Origin of the sequence: Alkalimonas sp. (assembly GCF_020831925.1) — a bacterium.
In the GTDB taxonomy this organism is placed as follows: domain Bacteria; phylum Pseudomonadota; class Gammaproteobacteria; order Enterobacterales; family Alteromonadaceae; genus Alkalimonas.
The window spans coordinates 1-18,524 of sequence record NZ_JAFIFQ010000056.1 but is presented as its reverse complement, the minus strand read 5'-3'; the positions used below and the strand labels follow the sequence as shown (position 1 = coordinate 18,524).

At 54.4% G+C, this 18,524-nt stretch carries 14 protein-coding genes and 1 pseudogene; 4 read left to right on the top strand and 11 right to left on the bottom strand.

Annotated elements, in window-relative coordinates:
• The 8 genes from JJU14_RS14010 to JJU14_RS13975 form a co-directional block, all read right to left on the bottom strand.
• Nucleotides 1-1,685 (bottom strand): hypothetical protein (locus JJU14_RS14010; protein ID WP_228614312.1); only part of this gene is annotated, 1,685 nt, incomplete at its 3' end.
• A 1-nt stretch (nucleotide 1,686) separates the two neighbouring features.
• Entirely contained in the window at nucleotides 1,687-2,586 is a 900-nt protein-coding gene (locus tag JJU14_RS14005; RefSeq protein ID WP_228614311.1) for a helix-turn-helix transcriptional regulator, read from the bottom strand.
• Nucleotides 2,587-2,599: 13 nt separating this feature from the next.
• Nucleotides 2,600-3,553, bottom strand: coding sequence for an agmatinase (gene speB / locus JJU14_RS14000; RefSeq protein WP_228614310.1), 954 nt, complete (start codon nucleotides 3,551-3,553; stop codon nucleotides 2,600-2,602).
• A complete protein-coding gene (locus tag JJU14_RS13995; RefSeq protein ID WP_228614309.1) occupies nucleotides 3,546-4,988 on the bottom strand; it encodes an aldehyde dehydrogenase family protein in 1,443 nt (480 codons plus the stop codon). Before JJU14_RS13995 ends, speB begins: the two co-directional genes overlap by 8 nt.
• Complete coding sequence (locus tag JJU14_RS13990; protein WP_228614308.1) at nucleotides 4,972-5,892, bottom strand: hypothetical protein; 921 nt, start codon at nucleotides 5,890-5,892, stop codon at nucleotides 4,972-4,974. The genes JJU14_RS13995 and JJU14_RS13990 overlap by 17 nt, the downstream gene beginning before the upstream one ends.
• 93 nt (nucleotides 5,893-5,985) lie before the next feature.
• Nucleotides 5,986-8,565 (bottom strand): EAL domain-containing protein, encoded by a 2,580-nt coding sequence (locus JJU14_RS13985; RefSeq protein ID WP_228614307.1) that lies wholly within the window; start codon nucleotides 8,563-8,565, stop codon nucleotides 5,986-5,988.
• Nucleotides 8,566-8,649: 84 nt separating this feature from the next.
• The gene (locus JJU14_RS13980; RefSeq protein ID WP_228614306.1) at nucleotides 8,650-9,840 is read right to left on the bottom strand and encodes a heparan-alpha-glucosaminide N-acetyltransferase domain-containing protein; all 1,191 of its coding nucleotides are present in this window, start codon (nucleotides 9,838-9,840) and stop codon (nucleotides 8,650-8,652) included.
• Entirely contained in the window at nucleotides 9,837-11,693 is a 1,857-nt protein-coding gene (locus JJU14_RS13975) for a glycoside hydrolase family 3 protein (RefSeq protein WP_228614305.1), read from the bottom strand. The genes JJU14_RS13980 and JJU14_RS13975 overlap by 4 nt, the downstream gene beginning before the upstream one ends.
• A gap of 154 nt (nucleotides 11,694-11,847) precedes the next feature.
• On the opposite strand from JJU14_RS13975, the gene JJU14_RS13970 reads away from it, so the two are divergent.
• Together JJU14_RS13970 and JJU14_RS13965 are read left to right on the top strand one after the other, a co-directional pair.
• A complete protein-coding gene (locus JJU14_RS13970) occupies nucleotides 11,848-13,056 on the top strand; it encodes an exo-beta-N-acetylmuramidase NamZ domain-containing protein (protein ID WP_228614304.1) in 1,209 nt (402 codons plus the stop codon).
• A 50-nt stretch (nucleotides 13,057-13,106) separates the two neighbouring features.
• Nucleotides 13,107-13,658, top strand: coding sequence for an NADPH-dependent FMN reductase (locus JJU14_RS13965; protein WP_228614303.1), 552 nt, complete (start codon nucleotides 13,107-13,109; stop codon nucleotides 13,656-13,658).
• Between the two features lie 84 nt (nucleotides 13,659-13,742).
• Here the strand turns inward: JJU14_RS13965 and JJU14_RS13960 are convergent, their stop codons facing one another.
• A complete protein-coding gene (locus tag JJU14_RS13960; protein ID WP_228614302.1) occupies nucleotides 13,743-15,146 on the bottom strand; it encodes a M14 family zinc carboxypeptidase in 1,404 nt (467 codons plus the stop codon).
• Nucleotides 15,147-15,473: 327 nt separating this feature from the next.
• Between JJU14_RS13960 and JJU14_RS13955 the strand changes: the two genes are divergently transcribed.
• Entirely contained in the window at nucleotides 15,474-16,190 is a 717-nt protein-coding gene (locus tag JJU14_RS13955) for an OmpW family outer membrane protein (protein ID WP_228614301.1), read from the top strand.
• A gap of 64 nt (nucleotides 16,191-16,254) precedes the next feature.
• Here JJU14_RS13955 and JJU14_RS13950 read toward each other — a convergent pair whose 3' ends face one another.
• On the bottom strand, nucleotides 16,255-17,559 hold the full coding sequence (locus JJU14_RS13950; RefSeq protein ID WP_228614300.1) for a type II toxin-antitoxin system HipA family toxin: 1,305 nt from the start codon (nucleotides 17,557-17,559) through the stop codon (nucleotides 16,255-16,257).
• Nucleotides 17,552-17,932 carry a hypothetical protein gene (locus JJU14_RS13945; RefSeq protein ID WP_228614299.1) on the bottom strand — a complete coding sequence of 127 codons (381 nt, stop codon included), beginning with the start codon at nucleotides 17,930-17,932 and terminating at the stop codon, nucleotides 17,552-17,554. Before JJU14_RS13945 ends, JJU14_RS13950 begins: the two co-directional genes overlap by 8 nt.
• Before the next feature lie 354 nt (nucleotides 17,933-18,286).
• On the opposite strand from JJU14_RS13945, the pseudogene JJU14_RS13940 reads away from it, so the two are divergent.
• Nucleotides 18,287-18,524 (top strand): annotated as a pseudogene (locus tag JJU14_RS13940) (sodium:proton antiporter); the annotation flags it as partial.

The window sequence follows — 18,524 nt, the reverse complement described above, 5'->3', positions numbered from 1 at the left end:
TGCTCCGCACTGGCTGGCCGCTCCAGCAGGATTTCTGCCTTGGTTAAAGCAATATCAACATGGCGGTTGGAGAAAAACCAGCCGCGCCAGAACCAGTCCAGCTCCAGGCCACTTTGCGCGCTGACAAAACGGATAAAGTCGGCAAAATAAGGACGTTTACCGGCCCAAAGAGCAGTGAAATCGCGCAGGATCTGATCAAAGCGCTCGGTGCCCAGCAACTGCTGACGCAAAATCACCAGCGCCACCGCCGGCACATGGTAGTGCGAATCCAGTTTATGTACAAAGTGGTCGGCCCGGGTCACTGGTGCTGCATAATCTGGCCGCAGCTGGGCCTGGGCCACCCCGGCCGGATCACCATAAAAACTTTGAAAGCTCCGGCTCCAGCTTTGCTCCAGCAAATAGGCCAGAAAGCTGGCAATGCCTTCATCGAAGAAGCCTTCACGCCGCTCGTCGGTATTCACCAGCATCGGGTAATAGGCATGAGCCACCTCGTGCATGATGCCGCCCAGCACATCGTGCTTCTGGGTACGGCTATAAGCCGGGGCTGGCCCGTCAATATCGGCATCCGGCCCGCGAAAACCAATCAGCTTCAGGCCGGGAAACTCCATGCCAATGCCAGCGATATTGGCGATGGTCAGGGTGTCCACTGGGAAAGGTCCCAGATAGGCCTGCAACTGCCGAACGCTGTGCTCGGTTGCTGCCAGGGCATAGCGCTGCCATAGCCAGCGGCCGTTATCCGGAAATGCTACCTGCAAGCGCACCTGCTGGCCTGGCAAATCCAGCACCTTGCTTTGCCAGCGCCAGGCGTTGCCGGCGACCAGTGCAAAATCGCGCTGCATCTCTGCCTTAAAATGCCACTCCCGCCACTCAGTCGCTGCCCCGGCCTGAGTGACCCGGCTTTGACCACTGGCCGCCTGCCAGTGCTCGCGCTCGGCAGCAGTCAGCACGGCCGGGTTTTGCAGCTCGCCACTGCCAAACAGCAGGTAATCGGCCGGTGCGCTTAGCCGTACATCGAAGTTGCCCAGTTCCAGATTAAACTCAGCATCGCCTAGAAATGGCGACAAATCCCAGCCCCGCTGATCGGTAAAAGCTACGGCTCTTGGATACCACTGGGTTAACGCCACCAGCAGACGGCCATCGGCCAGGGTTTCTATCCCGGCTCTGGGTCGGCGTGGGTCCAACCGATCCGGTAATTGCAGAACCCATGCAAAGCGCAGCTCAGCCTGCTCGCCCGGATGCAGCGGCGCTGGCAACACCACTCCGATAAAGGTGCCCTGCTGACGGACCTCCAGTGCCTTATCACCGGCGAAGACTTCCAGCCCCTGCAACCCGGAAGGGGCAACGATCGGCGGCTGAGCCGGTCGGCTGCCTTTCGGCAGCTGGCGCAAGGGCGCACTTTGCTTAGCATCAACCAGACGTTCGAGCGGGAATTCAAACCAGAGGATTGGCAAGGCATGGGGTGCCTGATTGTGGTACTTCAGCAGCGCCTCGGCACTGAGCCTGGCTTTGGCTGGCTCTAGCCGGGCGCTGAGCTGGTAATCCACCTGCTGCTGCCAATAAGCAGGGCCTGGCTCCCCAATGGCAGTTCGCACCGCCGTTGGAGCTGGCAAATCCAATGGCGCAAACAGGTCGGCCTGCAGCGGCAAACTAAGCAGCAACCAACAACAGCAATGTTTCCATCCCATCTTAACAGGCTTCCGATAAGGCTGGACTGTACTGCAGACGCGGGTTATGCAACAAGGGATCGCAGCGCACCGGCGGTTCAGTCACAGTCAGTAAGTCAATAAACAAGGCCAGCAACTCTGGATGCGAGCCGATATGCAGTTTGGCATACAAATTCTTTCGATGCATCTTGATGGTTTCCAGCCCAAGCTGCATCTGGCTGGCGATGGTTTTCACGCAGTAGCCCTGTAGCATGTAACAGAGTACCTCGTGCTCGCGCGGGGTGCAGACTTCGGTGCCAAAACGTCGGTAGAACGCCTCAATGTAATCGTGCTCGGGGCAGCCACTGCCTTCGTGCTGGGGCAACTGCTGTTGATGCTGGATCACCAGGCTGGCCACTACACTGAACAGCTGGCTGGCCTGTTGCAACTGCTCGTTGGCAAACAGCTCCCGACCAGCAAAACGGGCCAGTTCAATATGGACAAAACGCCGCTCGGCCGGTAACGGGATCAAGTAGCCCACTTCATCGGCAATTTTCAGATGACGAAAGTAGCTGTTGTAGTACTGATCGTAGTCGTGATAATCCGCCGGCAGAATGTCCCGTAAGCGAAATACACCCTGCTGACCTTGCTGGAGCCCTTTGCGGTAGAAAGGATCCAGCACATAAGCCGACTGCAGATAGCGCTCGAAATCATCGCTTTGCAGTGGGTGACGCTGATGCAGCAGTTCAGGCGGGCGCTTGGGATCGAACATCAGCACCAGGTACTCATCGCTCGGTAACAGCAGCTGCAGCAGCTGGCCGAGCTCCATGTAAAAGCGGTCCTTGCCACAGGCTTGCTGGCAGCGCAGCAAGGCCTCGCTCCAACCCAGCAAATCGAATCGGCTGTCTGTCTGAGTGTCTGTTTGGCTAGCATGATGTTGCATCAAAACCTCCTTCTCAGCGCCGTGCCACGCCGGGCAGCACGCAGAGCATTTCAAACAGCAAGTTGGCCGCCAGCAAGGCGGTATTACCGGATGGATCATAAGGCGGGGATACTTCCACCAAATCGGCACCGACCAGGTTCAGACCAGCGCAGCCCCGGATAATTTCCAGCGCCTGTGGTACCGTCAGGCCAGCAATCTCCACCGTGCCAGTACCTGGCGCATAGGCCGGGTCGATACCATCGATATCAAACGACAGATAGACCGGCTGGGTGCCAATCCGCGCCCGCACCTGCGCCATCAAAGATTGCAACGACTTGCCCCAGCATTCTTCTGCCGTCACCACCAAAAAGCCCTGCTGGCGTGGCCAGTCAAAGTCATCGGCCGCATAGCCAGTGCCACGCAGACCGATTTGCACCACTTTATCGCATTGCAGCAAGCCCTCTTCCACCGCACGACGAAACGGCGTGCCATGGGCAATACGCTCACCAAACATATGCTCATTGATGTCGGCATGCGCATCGACATGCACCAGCGCCACCGGGCCGTATTTTTGTTTCATCGCCCGCAAAATGGGCAAAGCAATGGTGTGATCGCCACCCATGGTCAACGGGGTTACCCCGGCCGCCAGCACCTGCTGATAATGCTGTTCGATGATGTCGATGCTCTTGCTTAAGTTGAAGGTATTGATGGCGACATCGCCGATATCGGCAATTTGCAGCGAATCAAAGGGCGCTGCCCGGGTGGCCATGTTGTAAGGGCGCAGCATGCGGGATTCGTCACGGATCTGCCTTGGAGCCAACCTGGCACCGGGGCGGTTGGAGGTGCCAATATCAAAGGGTACCCCGATAAAGCCAACATCCAGCCCAACCAAGTCCTGGCTTTGTGGCAGCCGCATAAAGCTGGCTGGGCCGCCAAAGCGCGGCATCTCATTACCACTTAAAGGTTGGTTCAACAGCCGCTCAGTCATGACTTTGCTCCTCTGTCACAATGGATTTCAGCGTTAGAAACTCCTCAACTCCGGCCAGCCCCAATTCGCGGCCATAGCCGGATTGTTTAAAACCACCAAAGGGGGCAGCATTGTGCCATTCGGCGGCATTGGTAAAGATAAGACCAGCCCGAATGCCAAGCGCCAGCCGCTCTCGCTCGGCGTCATCATCGGCCCAGACCCGACCGCTCAGGCCATAAGGGGAATCATTGGCCAGCCGCAAAGCTTCGTCTTCATCGCTATAAGGAATGATGCAAAGTACCGGGCCAAAGATTTCTTCGCGGGCGATGCGCATGCCGTTATGCACATCGGCAAAAATGGTGGGCGCTATGTAATAACCCTGGCTACAACCGGCCGGGCGCTCGGTACCGCCGGCGATCAGCCGGGCGCCTTCTTCCAGCCCCAGCTCAATGTACTGCAGCACTGACTGGTATTGCTGCTGGTTGACTACAGGGCCAAGGAAACTGTCTTCAGCTTTGGGATCGCCGACTTTCAACTGCTTTGCTACCCCAGCGGCCAGTTCGCAGGCTTCCTCATAGCGCTCAGCCGGCACCAGCATCCGGGTCAGGGCCACACAAGTCTGGCCCGAATTGAGCATCACGTCTTCTACCCCCAGCTGCACGGCTTCAGCCAGCCGCTTGGTCTGACCAATAATAAAGGCGGATTTGCCACCAAGCTCCAGACAGACCCGTTTCACGCTATCGGCAGCATTGCGCTGGATCAGCCGGCCAACCCTGGTGGAGCCGGTAAAGGAAATGCAATCCACATCCGGGTGCTGACACAAAATATCGCCAATCTCAGCGCCCGAACCCAGTATCAGGTTAAAGACTCCGGCTGGCAGGCCGGCCGCCTCCGCTGCCATCGCCAGTAAAATAGCACTGCGTGGGGTTTGCTCGGCCGGTTTCACAATCACAGCACAGCCGGCCAGCAGAGCCGGTGCCACCTTGGCAATCAGCTGATGCAGCGGATAGTTCCAGGGGGTGATCAAACCACAAACGCCGACCGGCTCCCGACGCACTTTCAACCGGTCATCCCATTGCTGCTCACGTTGCAGGCTGGCCGCATAGCCGACATGCTTTTGCAGCGCATCGATAGGATCCTTCACCTGCACCAGTTTGCTAAACCACAGCGGGCAGCCCAGCTCATCGCTGATGGCCTGCGCCAGTTCATCGGCATGGGCGGTTAAATAATCGGCTATCTGCTGCAGATACTGGCCCCGCTCGGTAAAATCCAGCCGCCCCCAGGCGTCCTGCGCATGGTAAGCCGCTGCTATGGCTTCGTTCACCATGGCGGCATCGGCCCGGGCCACACAACTAACTGCTTCTTCGGTCGCCGGATTGATCAGGGTAAACCACTCCGGCGCTACGACAGTGCGCCAGCTGCCGTTGATAAAATGGGCATTAATACGTTGCAACATCAGTGAGCTCCTTACAAATCGGCAGGTCAAAGCCTTGCTGACAGGCATAATCGGCCATCGCCAGCGCCACGGCATCAAACAAAGGTGCCGCCCAGTCACGACCAGCTTCCATCGAGCCGACCTGCTCCACGATATCAATGGCGCGGCTGACTTCCATAATGCTGACCGTAGCCCCGTATTCGGCAGCTCGCTCTATCAGCGGGTGCCAGGCCGCGGAAGAGCCTTCCACCTCCGATAAACCGCCCCGAACCCGGGCTCCCTGATTACCCAGCCCTACCTGCTGATAAAACGGCGCAATATAACTCTGGATCAATTGCTCCCAATCCTGATTGCGCGGATTGGTGCCGGTTACCAGCATCTGGGCACCGGGTAAGGGGTTTTGCGCATTGGGATCGTGGGCATCGGCGGTCAGCAGCACGGTTTGCACATGGGCATTGCCTTTATGCACCCCAGCAATAAAGTGCTCAAAGCCCTGATAACCGTCCAGATCTTCGCTGTACATTTGGATGCTGGGTGTCAGCACAAAAAAGCCCAGGGCTTTGAGCCGCTTGGCCATTTCCTGCTGGGTTATTTCATTCCACTGCCGACCAATGTTTTGGCCCTGCACACTGGCACCCGGCATCATCTTGCCTGGCGAGGTGTATTGCTGCGGCAAGATAGCAATCGGCTGGCTGGTCTCGACCCGGATAGCCGCAACATCGGCATGCGTCCAGTTTTCACCGCTGTAGTTAAACCGTACCTGATAATCACCAGTACCACGATGAAACCTGTAGTCACGGTCATCATCAACAATCACCAGCCGGGCAGCTGGCGACTCAGCCTCAGGCTCGGGCTCGGGCTCGGGCGAGCAACCGGACAGCATCAAGACTGGGATAAAGAGCAAAATCATCAAACCAACACGCATTGCTTACCTACCTGTTCAGGGGGACTCTTTACCCGATGCTAGCAGGGGGATGACAAGGCAGCATGTTGGCTTCTATCGGTTCGGCCTATGGTTCTAGCCGGGATGTGATGGGCTGTGCTGGTACAGTTGCTCAAGCGTTCCAGGCCTTGCCAGGTAATAGCCCTGAAACTGACGGCAACCCATTTGATACAGTGCCTTAAACTGCGCTGCGGTTTCTACGCCTTCAGCGATCACTTCCAGCTCCAGACTTTGCCCCAACGCCAGAATCGTACGCACGATGGCTTCGTCGCTGCTATCCTGCAGCAAGTCACGCACAAAAGACGCATCGATTTTCAGTTGTTTCAGCGGCAAGGTTTTTAAATACTGCAAGGACGAATAGCCGGTACCAAAATCATCCAGCGCAAAGCGGATCCCCATGGCCGCCAGTTGATGGATATGCTGCAGCGCTAGCTCGGTATCTTCCAATAACTGGCTTTCGGTAATTTCCAGCAACAAGCGCTCTGCCGGCGCTTCAGTTTGCTGCAAAATAGCCGTCAGCTGCTCAACAAAGTGGGCATCGTGCAGCTGGCGCGGACTGATATTGACCGCCAGTTGCCAGTGCTGACAACCCGGCTCTTTTGCCCAATCCGCCAGTAAGCGACAACTTTGCTGCAACACCCAGTGACCAATCGGCAGGATCAGCCCGGTCGCCTCTGCTATCGGAATAAAATCTGCCGGTGCATAATGACCATGCTCCGAATGCTGCCAGCGCAACAACACCTCCGCCCCGGTGATGCCTTGCTGCTGATCAAACTGGGGCTGGTAGACCAGGTAAAACTCAGCATTCTCGATGGCCTGGCGCAAACGGTTGGTCAACACCGTACGCTCGGTCACATCTATCTGCATTTGCTGGTTAAAGAATCGCACCCTGTTGCGGCCCCGACCTTTGGCATCGTACATCGCCATATCCGCCCGCTGCATCAGTGCATCCACCGAGTCGCCATCGGATAACATCGCCACCCCTATGCTGGCTGAGAGCTGATAAGATTGCTGCTGCAGCTGCACCGGTTGATTGAGCAGCTGCAGTACCTTTTCTGCTATAACCTGTACCCGCTGCCAGGCCCGCTGCTCGTCATCCGGCAGCTCCTGCAGTAGCAACACAAATTCATCACCGCCAAGTCGGGCCAGGGTATCGCAGGAGCGGATCCCCTGCTGCAAGCGGTTGGCAATGTCCACCAAAAGCTCGTCGCCAACCGCATGGCCCAAGGTATCGTTTAAATCTTTAAAGTGATCCAAGTCGATAAACATCAAGGCACCCTGTTGCTGCTGACGTTGATGCAAGGCAAAAGCCTGCTGCAAGCGATCCAGCAGTAGACGTCGGTTGGGTAAACCGGTCAGTGCATCGTAAAAGGCCAACTGATGGATGGCCTGCTGTTGTTGTCTGTGCTCGGTGACATCGGTCGAAATACCGCACAAGGCATACACTTGTCCATCTGGCTTGCGCAGCGGGATCTTCACACTTAAAAAATGCCGGGTCAGACGGCCATCACTGGTGGTATTTTCTTCTTCACGTACCTTGCGTTCGCCATGTTCCAGTACCTCACGATCATTGGCTTGCAGTTGCTGCGCCGTAGCGTGATCGAAAAAAGCAAAATCGTTATGCCCTAACGCTTCCTCTGGGGTGCATTGAAAAAACTCTGCCACTTTTTTATTGACGTACTGATAGCACAACTGGGTATCTTTGATGAAGATGTAGGCGTCGACGGTGTCCAGAATGGTATTCAAACGGGCTTCGCTGGCTTGTAAGTGACGGGTTTTTTCCTTGACTTGCCAGCGCAACACCACAGCACCACCAAACACCAGTAGCAACAGGCTTACTACAAAAAGCAACAAATTGCGGTAATGACGCTGCATGCCGCTGCTTTCAAGCTCTGCGGCCCCCCAGCGGCTTAAAATCTGATAGTAGGGCGAGTCAGGTTGTTGCTGCCAGCGCTGCAGATAAGTATCGATCTGCTGCAACACATCCAGTTGCTGATCTCGGCGACTGGCATAGAACAATTGACTAGGTTGAAACAGCCAGGGACTGACTTGCAATTGATGACGACTTGCTAACTGCTGACCGAAGTAATGATTGGCCGCGACCAGTTCGACACGCCCCGCCTGCAACAGGGCGAAGCCTTCGGCTAGCGACTCTGTCGGCACCAGCTCTGCTTCCATGCCGTGTTGTTGCAATTTTTGCTGCAAATAGCTTTGCTGTACCGAACCACTTAGCACTGCAATGCGATGATCGGCTAAGTCAGCGATATCGGTGACTAGCACCCCACCCTGGCCGTACAACTGCGACCAACTGTATAAAGCCGGCACCTGATGAAAACTAAAGCTTTCGGCCCGCTGATCGGTGTAAGCCATATCGGGCAGCAGATCGATTTCGCCCTCCTGTAAAAAGCGCAGACAATAGATCCAATCGCACGACACCGCTTGCAATTGCCAGCCCTCACGGTTGGCAATCTCAACCAGCAATTCTCCCAAGATACCGGATGGGCTGCCATCCTCGGCGGCACGCAGTTTAGGCGGGTTGTGGTAGACGCCCACCACTAAGGTTCGCCCGGATTCAGTCGCTGGCTGTGCCAAACTGATGGCAGGAAAGAAAAACAACAAGCATCCAGCAAGAGCTAAGCCTGCAATAAAGCGCATGGTTTCAATTCTGTTAATGAATTAACCTAAAGCTTAAGCCATGTCCCTGAAAATGCAAACGTTGCTCACTTTTCACTCACTTTATTAGACTTTCCAAATCCAGCCTTTTCGGTAACAGCCATACATGGCAAGGTAAGCTAGGGCTAAAAAGCACAGTGCAAAAGCAAGCGAGCCATTGTAGTTGCCAAATAACGGCTGAAACCAGTGACGATACAGCCACACCTGCAGCACAGTGTCACCAACCGGGATCATCGACAGCAAACGGGCGGCCAGCCCGGCTGAGACAAAAAATAAAATGGCATTGGCGCCAAAGACCACAAAGGGGGCGGTCCAGCGCCGATAGCCTTTCACATCACACAACCACAAACAGGCCGCCAGCACCAACCAGGCATAGCCAGTGCTCAGCAGTACGTAGCTCGGCGTCCACAGCGGTTTGTTGATGGGCAGCCAACCATGCCACAGCTCGGCCAAAAGCACTGCGGCCAGCCCTGCCAGCAGCATGGCTTTGATTTTACCGCTGAGCGCACCTGGTTGCTGCAGATACTGGGCCGTTAGCACCCCGGCCAGGCAACTGCTGATGGCAGGCAAGGTGGACCAGATCCCTTCCGGATCAAAGGCAAAAGGCGTAGCGCTGCGGTAATACAGATGGTTCGGGCCTAATAGCTGATGATCCAGCCAGGCAGCAAAGCTGTTACCGTGCTCAAGCAAACCTCGATAGCTGTTGCCGGCATCGTCCTGATAGGAAATACCGTACATGCCCAGCAAGTAAAGGCCGCACAATGCCAAGGCTGCCAGCAAACGGCCGCGCCACGGCAACCACAGCACCAGTAGCAGACAGCAAAAATACACCAGGCCAATCCGCTGCAGGACACCAGGATAACGCAGTGCCAGTAAACGCTGTGTTACCCAGTCAAAGTTGGCATCGCGCAGATTGTAGTACGACAACGCCAGCAACAACCCAAGCGCCATCAGCTTCAGGCTACGCAGTGCTCCAGCCTGCACTTGCGCGCCTGGACTGCGCTGGTGCTTGCACAAGCTGAGCTGCATTGAGATGCCGACTATAAATATAAAGAACGGAAAGATCAGATCCGTGACGGTCCAGCCGTGCCAGTCGGCATGACGCAGCGGTCCATAGATATAAGCCCAGCTACCTGGGTTATTCACCAAAATCATGGCGGTAATGGTCAGGCCCCGAAACACATCCAGCGCCAACAAGCGATCTGCCGGCAGCTGCTGCAAAATGCCATCGGCATGGCGCTGCCACCATTGCTTCATCGTAGGTGCGCCCCAGCTGATGGCGCCGACTCGGGTAATTGCACCGGTACTCTGCCTTGCGCAGGATAGAGCCCAAGCAGTACATCGGCCAGGGCATCAAAAGCCGGGCCGCGATGCTGGCTACCTGGCGGCGCCTGCACCGTGTGGTAGTCGTAACTGGCCAGTACCACATCGGCATCACGGCCAAACTGGTCGACATCGTAGGGGCTGCGCAGACTGATATATACCTGGGGTATCAACCGTGCTTTGGCTGTTGCCATGGCTTGCTGCAGACGCTGCTGTTGCTGGACAAAGGCGCGCTGCAGACCACCAAGCGCTGCCACATCGTCCAGACCACCGAGTTCGGCCAGGCTTGGCATCGGCGTGACAAAAGCGCTGATCAGTAGCTTACTTTGCTGCAACTGCGTAAGGACTGCAGACCAATCCTCACTCAGCAGACTGGCACAGTGCATCGGCATGGCTGGGCTTCGCTGCTGCAAAGCTGCCAGCATGGCCTGACAGCGGCTGCTATCAGGCATCAGCAGTAACCAGGGCTGCACTACTTTTTCCGGCTCTGGGCGCGCCGCTAAAGGCAACAGCTGATTGCGATTACGCAGCAGCGTGATGCTGTCCCGGGCCAGTGCTTGCTCCAACGCCCGGTGCTCTGGATGCGCCAGTACCGTATTATCCGGTTGCTGTGTTGGCAGCTGTTGTTTTAATGTGTGAATTCTGGCAAAAGACGCCCGCAGCTCTGTTTCATCTAGGGTGCCATCGGCTACCTGCTGCTCCAGTGCATCCAGCAGCGTATCGAGCTGGTGCAGCTCAGCCGGGCTTTGAATTTTCAGCGGCATCAGGGCGATATCGGCACCGGCGGCAAAGGCGTGTTGCACGGCCTGATCCGGGCTGAAATAGTCACTGATGCCTTTCATATCCAGCGCATCGGTCACCACCACGCCCTGGTAGCCCAGCTCATGGCGCAGTACCTCAGTCAAAATGCGCCGTGACAGGGTTGCGGGCTTTACCAAAGCCTGGCCATCCTTCGCCTGCAAAGTGCTGCTATCCAGCGCCGGAAATTGAATATGGGCAGTCATAATCATAGCCGGTGGCTGCTGACGAATAATCTCGGCAAAAGGCGCCAGTTCGACCGCACGAATGCGCTCCAGGCTATGTCGAACTTGCGGCAAGCCTAAATGACTATCGACTTCGGTATCGCCATGGCCGGGGAAATGCTTCAGCGCACTCAGCAGCCCTTGCTGCTGCATGCCTGCCACCATAGCGCCGCCAAGCGCTGCCACCATGGCCGGTTCATCGCCAAAGGCCCGCACATTGATCACCGGGTTGGCCGGGTTATTGTTCACATCAACGGTGGGAGCAAAATTAAGATTAAAGCCCAGCGCCAGCAACTCTTTCGCCTGCACCTGCGCCACCTGACTGGCATAGCGCACACCGTGCCGGGCATAGGTGGCTCCTATCGCCATATTGCCGCTAAAGGTGGTCGCCTGATGTTTTGGCAGCCGAGCTACCCGGCCACCTTCCTGATCCACCGCAATAAATAAAGGCAGTGCATGCCGCCCATGACTGGCCGCCTGCTGCAACTGCTGGTTCAACCGCTTAATTTGGCCGCTGTCATGCAGATTTTCGGCAAAATGAATCACCCCACCCAGCTCAGTGCCGCTGATAAGCTCAGCCAGCTCCGGCGGTAGTTCGGTCATTGGGGTCCGGCAATGGCCCACCGGCACCGGCTCGGCGCAGTAATAGCGCAAATCCAGCATGATTTTTTGCGCCAATACGGTACGCAGCGGCACAGGTTCTGCCTGATTGCTAAAAGAGACCGTCATCGCCATCACACTGCCTAACAACGTTCGCCACTGCATCACCCACTCCCTGAAATTGTTTTCGTCATCTTACCCCGGATTTATCACCAGCATACAGCCTAAATCCCAGAGCGCTTATTCCCCGCCGGGGGGTTCGCACTGGGGCTTTGGCATGCTATAAAGTAAGTAAGTTCCTGTTTTTGAGAATAATACCATGCTTTTGCGACGCCTACGCCAGTGCCTGCTGCTGCCCTGCTTGCTTTGGGTGCTTAGTGCCTGCCAACCAACGACTCCGCCCGCTCAGGCTGAAGCAGCGCCCTTGCAATTGGGTGCTGAACAAAGCGGACTTTATTTGCCATTATTGCAGGGGAAAAAAGTCGGCTTATTGGTCAATCAAACCTCTCTGGTTGGTGAGCAACATCTGGTCGATGCGCTGCTGGCGGAAGGGGTCAATATCGTCACCATTTTCGCCCCTGAACATGGCTTTCGAGGCGATCACGATGCCGGCGCCAAGGTGGATCACAGTGTGGATGAGCGCACCGGCCTGCCGATAGCCTCGATGTATGGCAGCAACCGCAAGCCCTCGGCGGAGCTGATGCGTGCGCTGGATCTGGTGATTTTTGATATTCAGGATGTCGGTGTACGCTATTACACCTACATCAGCTCGATGCATTATCTGATGGAGGTCGCCGCTGCTGAGGGCACCGAAGTGCTGATTCTGGACCGGCCCAACCCGAATGGCCGTTATGTCGATGGCCCGGTACTGGAGCTGGCGTTTCAGTCTTTTGTGGGCATGCACCCCATCCCCTTGCTGCATGGCATGACGGTGGGCGAGCTGGCCCTGATGATCCAGGGTGAAGGCTGGATCCCCAATGCCGAAGCCTTGCAATTGACCGTGATCCCCATGCAGCAGTACCAACGCGACCAGCACTATTCCTTACCGGTTCGCCCCAGTCCGAACTTACCCAATGATCAGTCCATCGCCCTTTATGCCTCGCTGGGCTTTTTTGAGGCCACCCCAATGAGTGTTGGGCGCGGCACCCCCTTCCCTTTTCAGGTGCTGGGGTTTGATAAGTTCGGCCTGAGCGATGATCTAAACGCAGCGTTTTCCTTTACCCCCGTCTCCACCCCTGGTGCGGCTTTAACGCCCCCACTGCAGGATAAGACCGTCTTTGGCCAGGACTTACGCCAGGTGCCGGCGGGCGGGCTGGATCTGGGCTACCTGCTTACATGGCAGCAACGCTATGCCGAACAAGGCCTGCCACTGTTTAATTCAGCTGGCTTTATGGACCGGCTGGCTGGCACCGATCAGTTGCGCTTGCAACTGCAAGCCGGCGCCTCGGAAGCGGAAATCCGTGCCAGCTGGCAGCCAGGGCTTGAGGCCTTTATGCAACAACGTCAGCAGTATTTGCTTTACCCTTAACCGCCATCTAGGCTTGGTTAAGGTACGAATCGGACGTAAAAGGAAACAGCATGACACTTCGGGTACTTGGCCTGAGCGGCAGTTTGCGGGCAAAATCCACCAATCGTGGGCTGTTGCGCTATGCGCAGGCTCACGCTCCTGATGGCATGAAAATCCATATTGCCGACTTGCTGGAGGTACCGCTGTACAACGCCGATCTGGCAGAAAAGCCACCGGCGGTCGAGCACTTATTGCAGGAATTTGCCGCAGCCGATGCGCTGCTTTTGGCCTGCACCGAATACAATTATTCGATTGCGCCGGCGCTGAAAAATGCGCTGGACTGGGCCTCGCGCGAGCCGGATAACCATCTGCTGCGCGGCAAAGCAGCCGCTTTAATTGGCGCCGGTGGTGGCATGGGCACCGCCCGGGCACAATACCATCTGCGGCAGATTTGCGTTTATCTGGATCTGCAGGTAATGACCAAACCCGAATTTTTTGCCAGCGCCTTTAACGACAACTTCGATACCGACGGCAGCCTGCAGGATGAAAAACTGCAGGAAAAACTGCTGCAAAGCTTGCAGGCACTGAAAGACTGGCATCAGCAATTGCATGGAGTGAAATAAGCTCTGACAGCTCTTGCCAAAGCTAGCGAACCAACAAAAAAGCGAAGGGGCTAACCTTCGCTTTTTCATTCAGGCACAGCGAGCTTAACTGCCGTAGCGGTACATCACCCGGCCGCGGTCCAGCTCAATCACCTGGCCATTCACTACCGCATACTGCACGCCTTCGTCATTGCGTAGCAGGAAGGTGGCACTTTGCTGGCGCGCCAATGCTTCGCGTGGTAAGCGCTGTGTTGGGTTGATCAACACCGGCAAGCGACTGTTGTTGCGCAGCAGCTCCTGATCGCCAATAAAATGGGTGTAACCGGCACGCAGCAAGTCGATGTACTGCGCCTGCTCCAGCGTCAGTGGCTCGGTGAGCCGGTAAGCACGGCCAGCTTTAAAGTGCAGCCCTTCGGCATCAAAACTGTGGTAGGCACCAAAAATAGATAAGTCACCAATGTCGTCAATCCGGGCACGGCGGCTGGCTTCCCAATCCAGATCAAAGGCCAGGTCCAGCAGCGCCGGCTGCTCATTCAGCGTGAAAGTCACATTGTGGATCAGCACATCTTTCATGCCACGCTGATTGAAAGGGATGGCATCGTGATCGGCCACATCGGCAGTGCGGTAGCTGCCACTGGCAATGCCGTTCAGCCACTTGACGTACATCAGGAAGTTCAACCGGCGGGCAACCTGCCGGTTGTCATCGTTGCGATGACCACCCGCTTCCACCAGCACAGTGCTGATACCAAACGACGAAAAGGTATCGCCAAAAGAGCGCACCGAGAAGGTATCATCGTAGCGGCCCAGGTGATTCGGAATTTCCTCATCGATCAAGGGTTTGACATAGGCAATCAGCTGCATCGCCCGCTTGCGGCTTTCATTGATATCCCGCGCTTCGTTAAAGGCTGGCGCCAGCAAAGAAATAGTCGCTGGGTTTTTCGCAGCGCCAGCGGCATGAAAACGGTTCTGATCATGCAGGTTAAAGCCATAATGCGGCTCAATGCGCTTGGCTGCCTCCATCAGAATGCGACCTTCCGGGCTTTGCAGCACCAGCGCATCACGGTTGATATCAATGCCCTGGGCATTGACCCTGGTGTTTACTTCGGCGCCATCCGGATTCACCATCGGAATAATGTAGAGCGTGATCTGTTCCATCCAGTTTTGCCGCCAGTCTGCCTGGTCCTCGGCAGCAATGTATTTAAGCAAATCAAAAATCGCTGCGGTCGCCGTGGGCTCATCACCATGCATCTGCGTCCAGGCCAGTACCTTGGTATCGCCTTGGCCCATTTTGATCTGGTAAATCGGTGTACCCAGCAGCGAATGACCTAACTCGGTAAATTCGAACATCGGGTTTTGCCGGTGCTGCTCCAGCAAAGGCGCGATATCGCCAAAACGGATCACCGGTTTATCCAGCCCCTCTTGCTTGAACGCATCAAACTCTTCCACCGTCATGGCGCTGACTCCGCTTAGCAGTCCCAGACAAACCCCCAGTGCAACCAACCACTTCATAGCAACTCCTTATTAGCCAAGCTCTGTACGCAGTGTGCATGCCTGCTAAGCATAGTACAACACCACGATAGGGGAGCCATGGCAACCTGGCGCCTTAACCTGCGCTTTATCGTATTTGTTCCTGCTTCAGTGTATTGATTATTTATTCCAACCTCAACAAATCTCAGGAATATTTTAGTTTTCGATACAACACCAACAAAACTTAATCTGCATCAAAGTTTTGCTTCGCAAAGGCCTGGATCGTAGGGAAAGCTTGATCTGGCACAGGTTTTTAGTTGCCAACTTCAGCACAATAGCGACCAGAACCTATCCCAAATGGAGTATGCCATGCACAACAACAAACTGACTTCAGCACTTAACCTATCGGCCATTGCGGCGGCCCTGTTCTCACCATTGGCACTGGCCAATTTCAGTGTCAATGTCGGTGCCATTAACGTCAGCCCCAATGACGACAGCAGCTACCTCAATGTGGTAGAAACCGTCGCAGGTTTGCCAGCCAACTCGGCCAAGGTCGGGGTAAACAGCAATACCCAACTGGGTCTGACCTTTGATTATGCGTTGGATGACAACTGGAGCGTGCAACTGATTGCCGCCACGCCGTTTTCTCATAACATCAGCGTGAAAGGCTCGGCCGTCGATGGCCTGCCGGTGGGGAAAACCAAGCACCTGCCGCCTACCTTATTAGCACAGTACAACTTTGGCAGCGTCAATGCCGATTTCCGTCCTTTTGTTGGCGCCGGAATCAACTACACACTGTTTTTCTCGGAAAAAGCCGCCCCTGAGCTGAAAGACACGCTGGTCGCTATCGGTGCTGCCCAGGCCGGGGATGATGTGTCTTTATCCTTGAAAAACTCGGTGGGTGTCGCGCTGCAAGCTGGCTTTAACTACAAACTCAGTGATAACTGGGGCCTGCATGCGATGATTGCCTGGGCCGATATCGATACCGATGCCATGGTGAAAATCAATGGCAACAATGTGCAACCAGTGGATGTCAGCATCGATCCGACCATTGTGATGATTGGTCTGCGTTACAGTTTCCGTTAAGCCGCTTTACTACATCTTTACACAAGAAGCCCGCATTTGCGGGCTTCTTGTGGCATACTTATCGCTATTTCATCGCAGGCCTATTGAGTGCTGTTATTCTGTTTTGAACTCTTTGCAAGATCATCGACTTTAAGTGATCAGAGCCAGGTGATCCCATAATGGTTTCGTACGCAACCTTTTCTACCTTTTTAATAAGTTGCTCAATCAACTTGCTCGCCATCTTCTCGCCAAGATAAATCTCATTGGCTAACTGCAAGAAGTCATGCCTGGTGTAATAGCCATACTGCTCATAGGATGTGGTGTAGTGACCGTCCCTGGCTTCCATCTCAAGCAAAGGAATACTAAGGTACCCTGAGTGGTCATAAACAGGATAAGGAGCGACTGAAAGCATGTCGTACACAGGAGTAAAGCCACTTGCTGTATTGCTGGCCTTAGACCGCGTAAGCGATAGGTTTTTAAGGTGCATATCATTGTTGCCAACAAGATAGGCCATCACAACCTGGCGAAACCCCTCAATTAAAACCTGGGCATGATTACCACAGGCTGCATGAGCGACTTTGATCACCATCTCGTAACTAAGCCGGCTATCGCTTTTATTTCCTGGCGCAACGCTCATGACCGATGCCATGTCTTCAATAAAGTCAGGGAGCTTGCCTTCTTTTCCAATATCGAATCGTGTCGTCACATACGCCATTTCACCGCAACTAAATGGGATCAAATAATGATCTGCCACATTAAATCCAGCTCTTTTACAAAGCCGCATGATCATGAACTCATTTTCAGCGAGCTCAGGAAACTCATCAGGCGAAGGCTTGACGATATAAGGCCCTATGCCGTCTGAGTCGGTCAATGATTTGATGTGCTTGTTTTGGGCGATATCCAAAAACATCTTAGGTTGAACGCCTGATATGGACGCTTTCCCCAGGGATCTAATGGCAACAGCGTCAAATTCCGAGCGTGGAAAATCGATTTGGTAGCCACTTAGATTTTTTACCGCTAAGGTTGTCTGTTGAGCCCATGCCATAACATCGCCCATAAACTCAGTCATAATCGACAATGGTCCGATCAACTCTTCACCATGAGCAAGCAGCAAGCCAAATTTGTCCTCTTGATCCAGCCGGGATAATCTGGACTGGTAACGTTTAACCCAGCCTTCACTCATTAAATTGGCAAAAAATGGCTGCAGGCTATTCTTGATGTAAGGCTGCTCACGCACCGGCAGATCAAGACCAACTCTTGGTAAGCCTCGCTTAATGTAGGAAGCAGAATAGGTAAAGTGGTACTCAGAGCCTTGCTCGGTATCGACTTCGGCAACCTCACCTGCATACAAGCCATGTGCATAGAGATAACCAACGCGACCTTTATTCATCCTTTTGATTCCCGTGATAATTCATGGGTTCGGTATTGCGTTGACCAATGAAAAGCTCAAGGCCAATGGTATTTAGAAGCCGTTGCAGAGACTGAACTTTTACAGTACCCAGCTTGGTCAGTGCATTGTAGTAGGTGCCAGGGGCGACATCGGCAATCATACAGAGTTCTGTCACCTTCATCGTGCCAAGGTTTTTTTCAATGGCTTCTTTCACCGTATTTTGAGCTAGTGGCTGAAAACTATTACTCGCTTCGGCTGCCAACATAGTGACAATTTGCACATCCAGCTGTTGCAGTTGTGCCATTGCCTGCTGGCGTTCAGACAAAAGTTTGGAAACATCCATGTTCCCAGTATTCTTAAACGTATCACCCATAACAACACCTCAATGATAATTCATTGTAATAGAAAAATGCCATTGAACGCCAGATTAATTCCAATATATTAGACACAACAATGGTAAATGTCCACCATAATGAAATTATCACTTATTAGGAACCGTAAATTCATTTATATTGAATTAAAAATTAGATGGGTGTACCTGCAAATCCCCCTTTATCAGGGCATGACAAGCGCTGATAACTGCTCTACAGTGATTTAAGCTGCCCGCCTTCGCTGATTAGTAGTTAGCATTAACAGAAGAATATTGATTTATTCCTCCAGTCAAGGCTTAATAAGAATAATTTAGTAATCCAAATGCATTAAAACACCAATCAATGGGGATAACATTTTGTCTGACTGGTTAACCATCCTGCCGGCCCTGGTGGCCATTGTGGTTGTGCTGTGGCGCAAAGAAGTGATTCTGGCTTTACTGGTGTCCTTGTGCAGTGCTGAGCTCTTATTGTTGCTGCAAGCCGGCCAATTTGGGGTCGGTTCGGCGCTGCTGGATGGGCCGGTACAAACCCTGGAGCGGATTGTTGGCGTGACCTCCTCCACCGACAACGCCCGCTTGCTGATGTTCTCCTTGA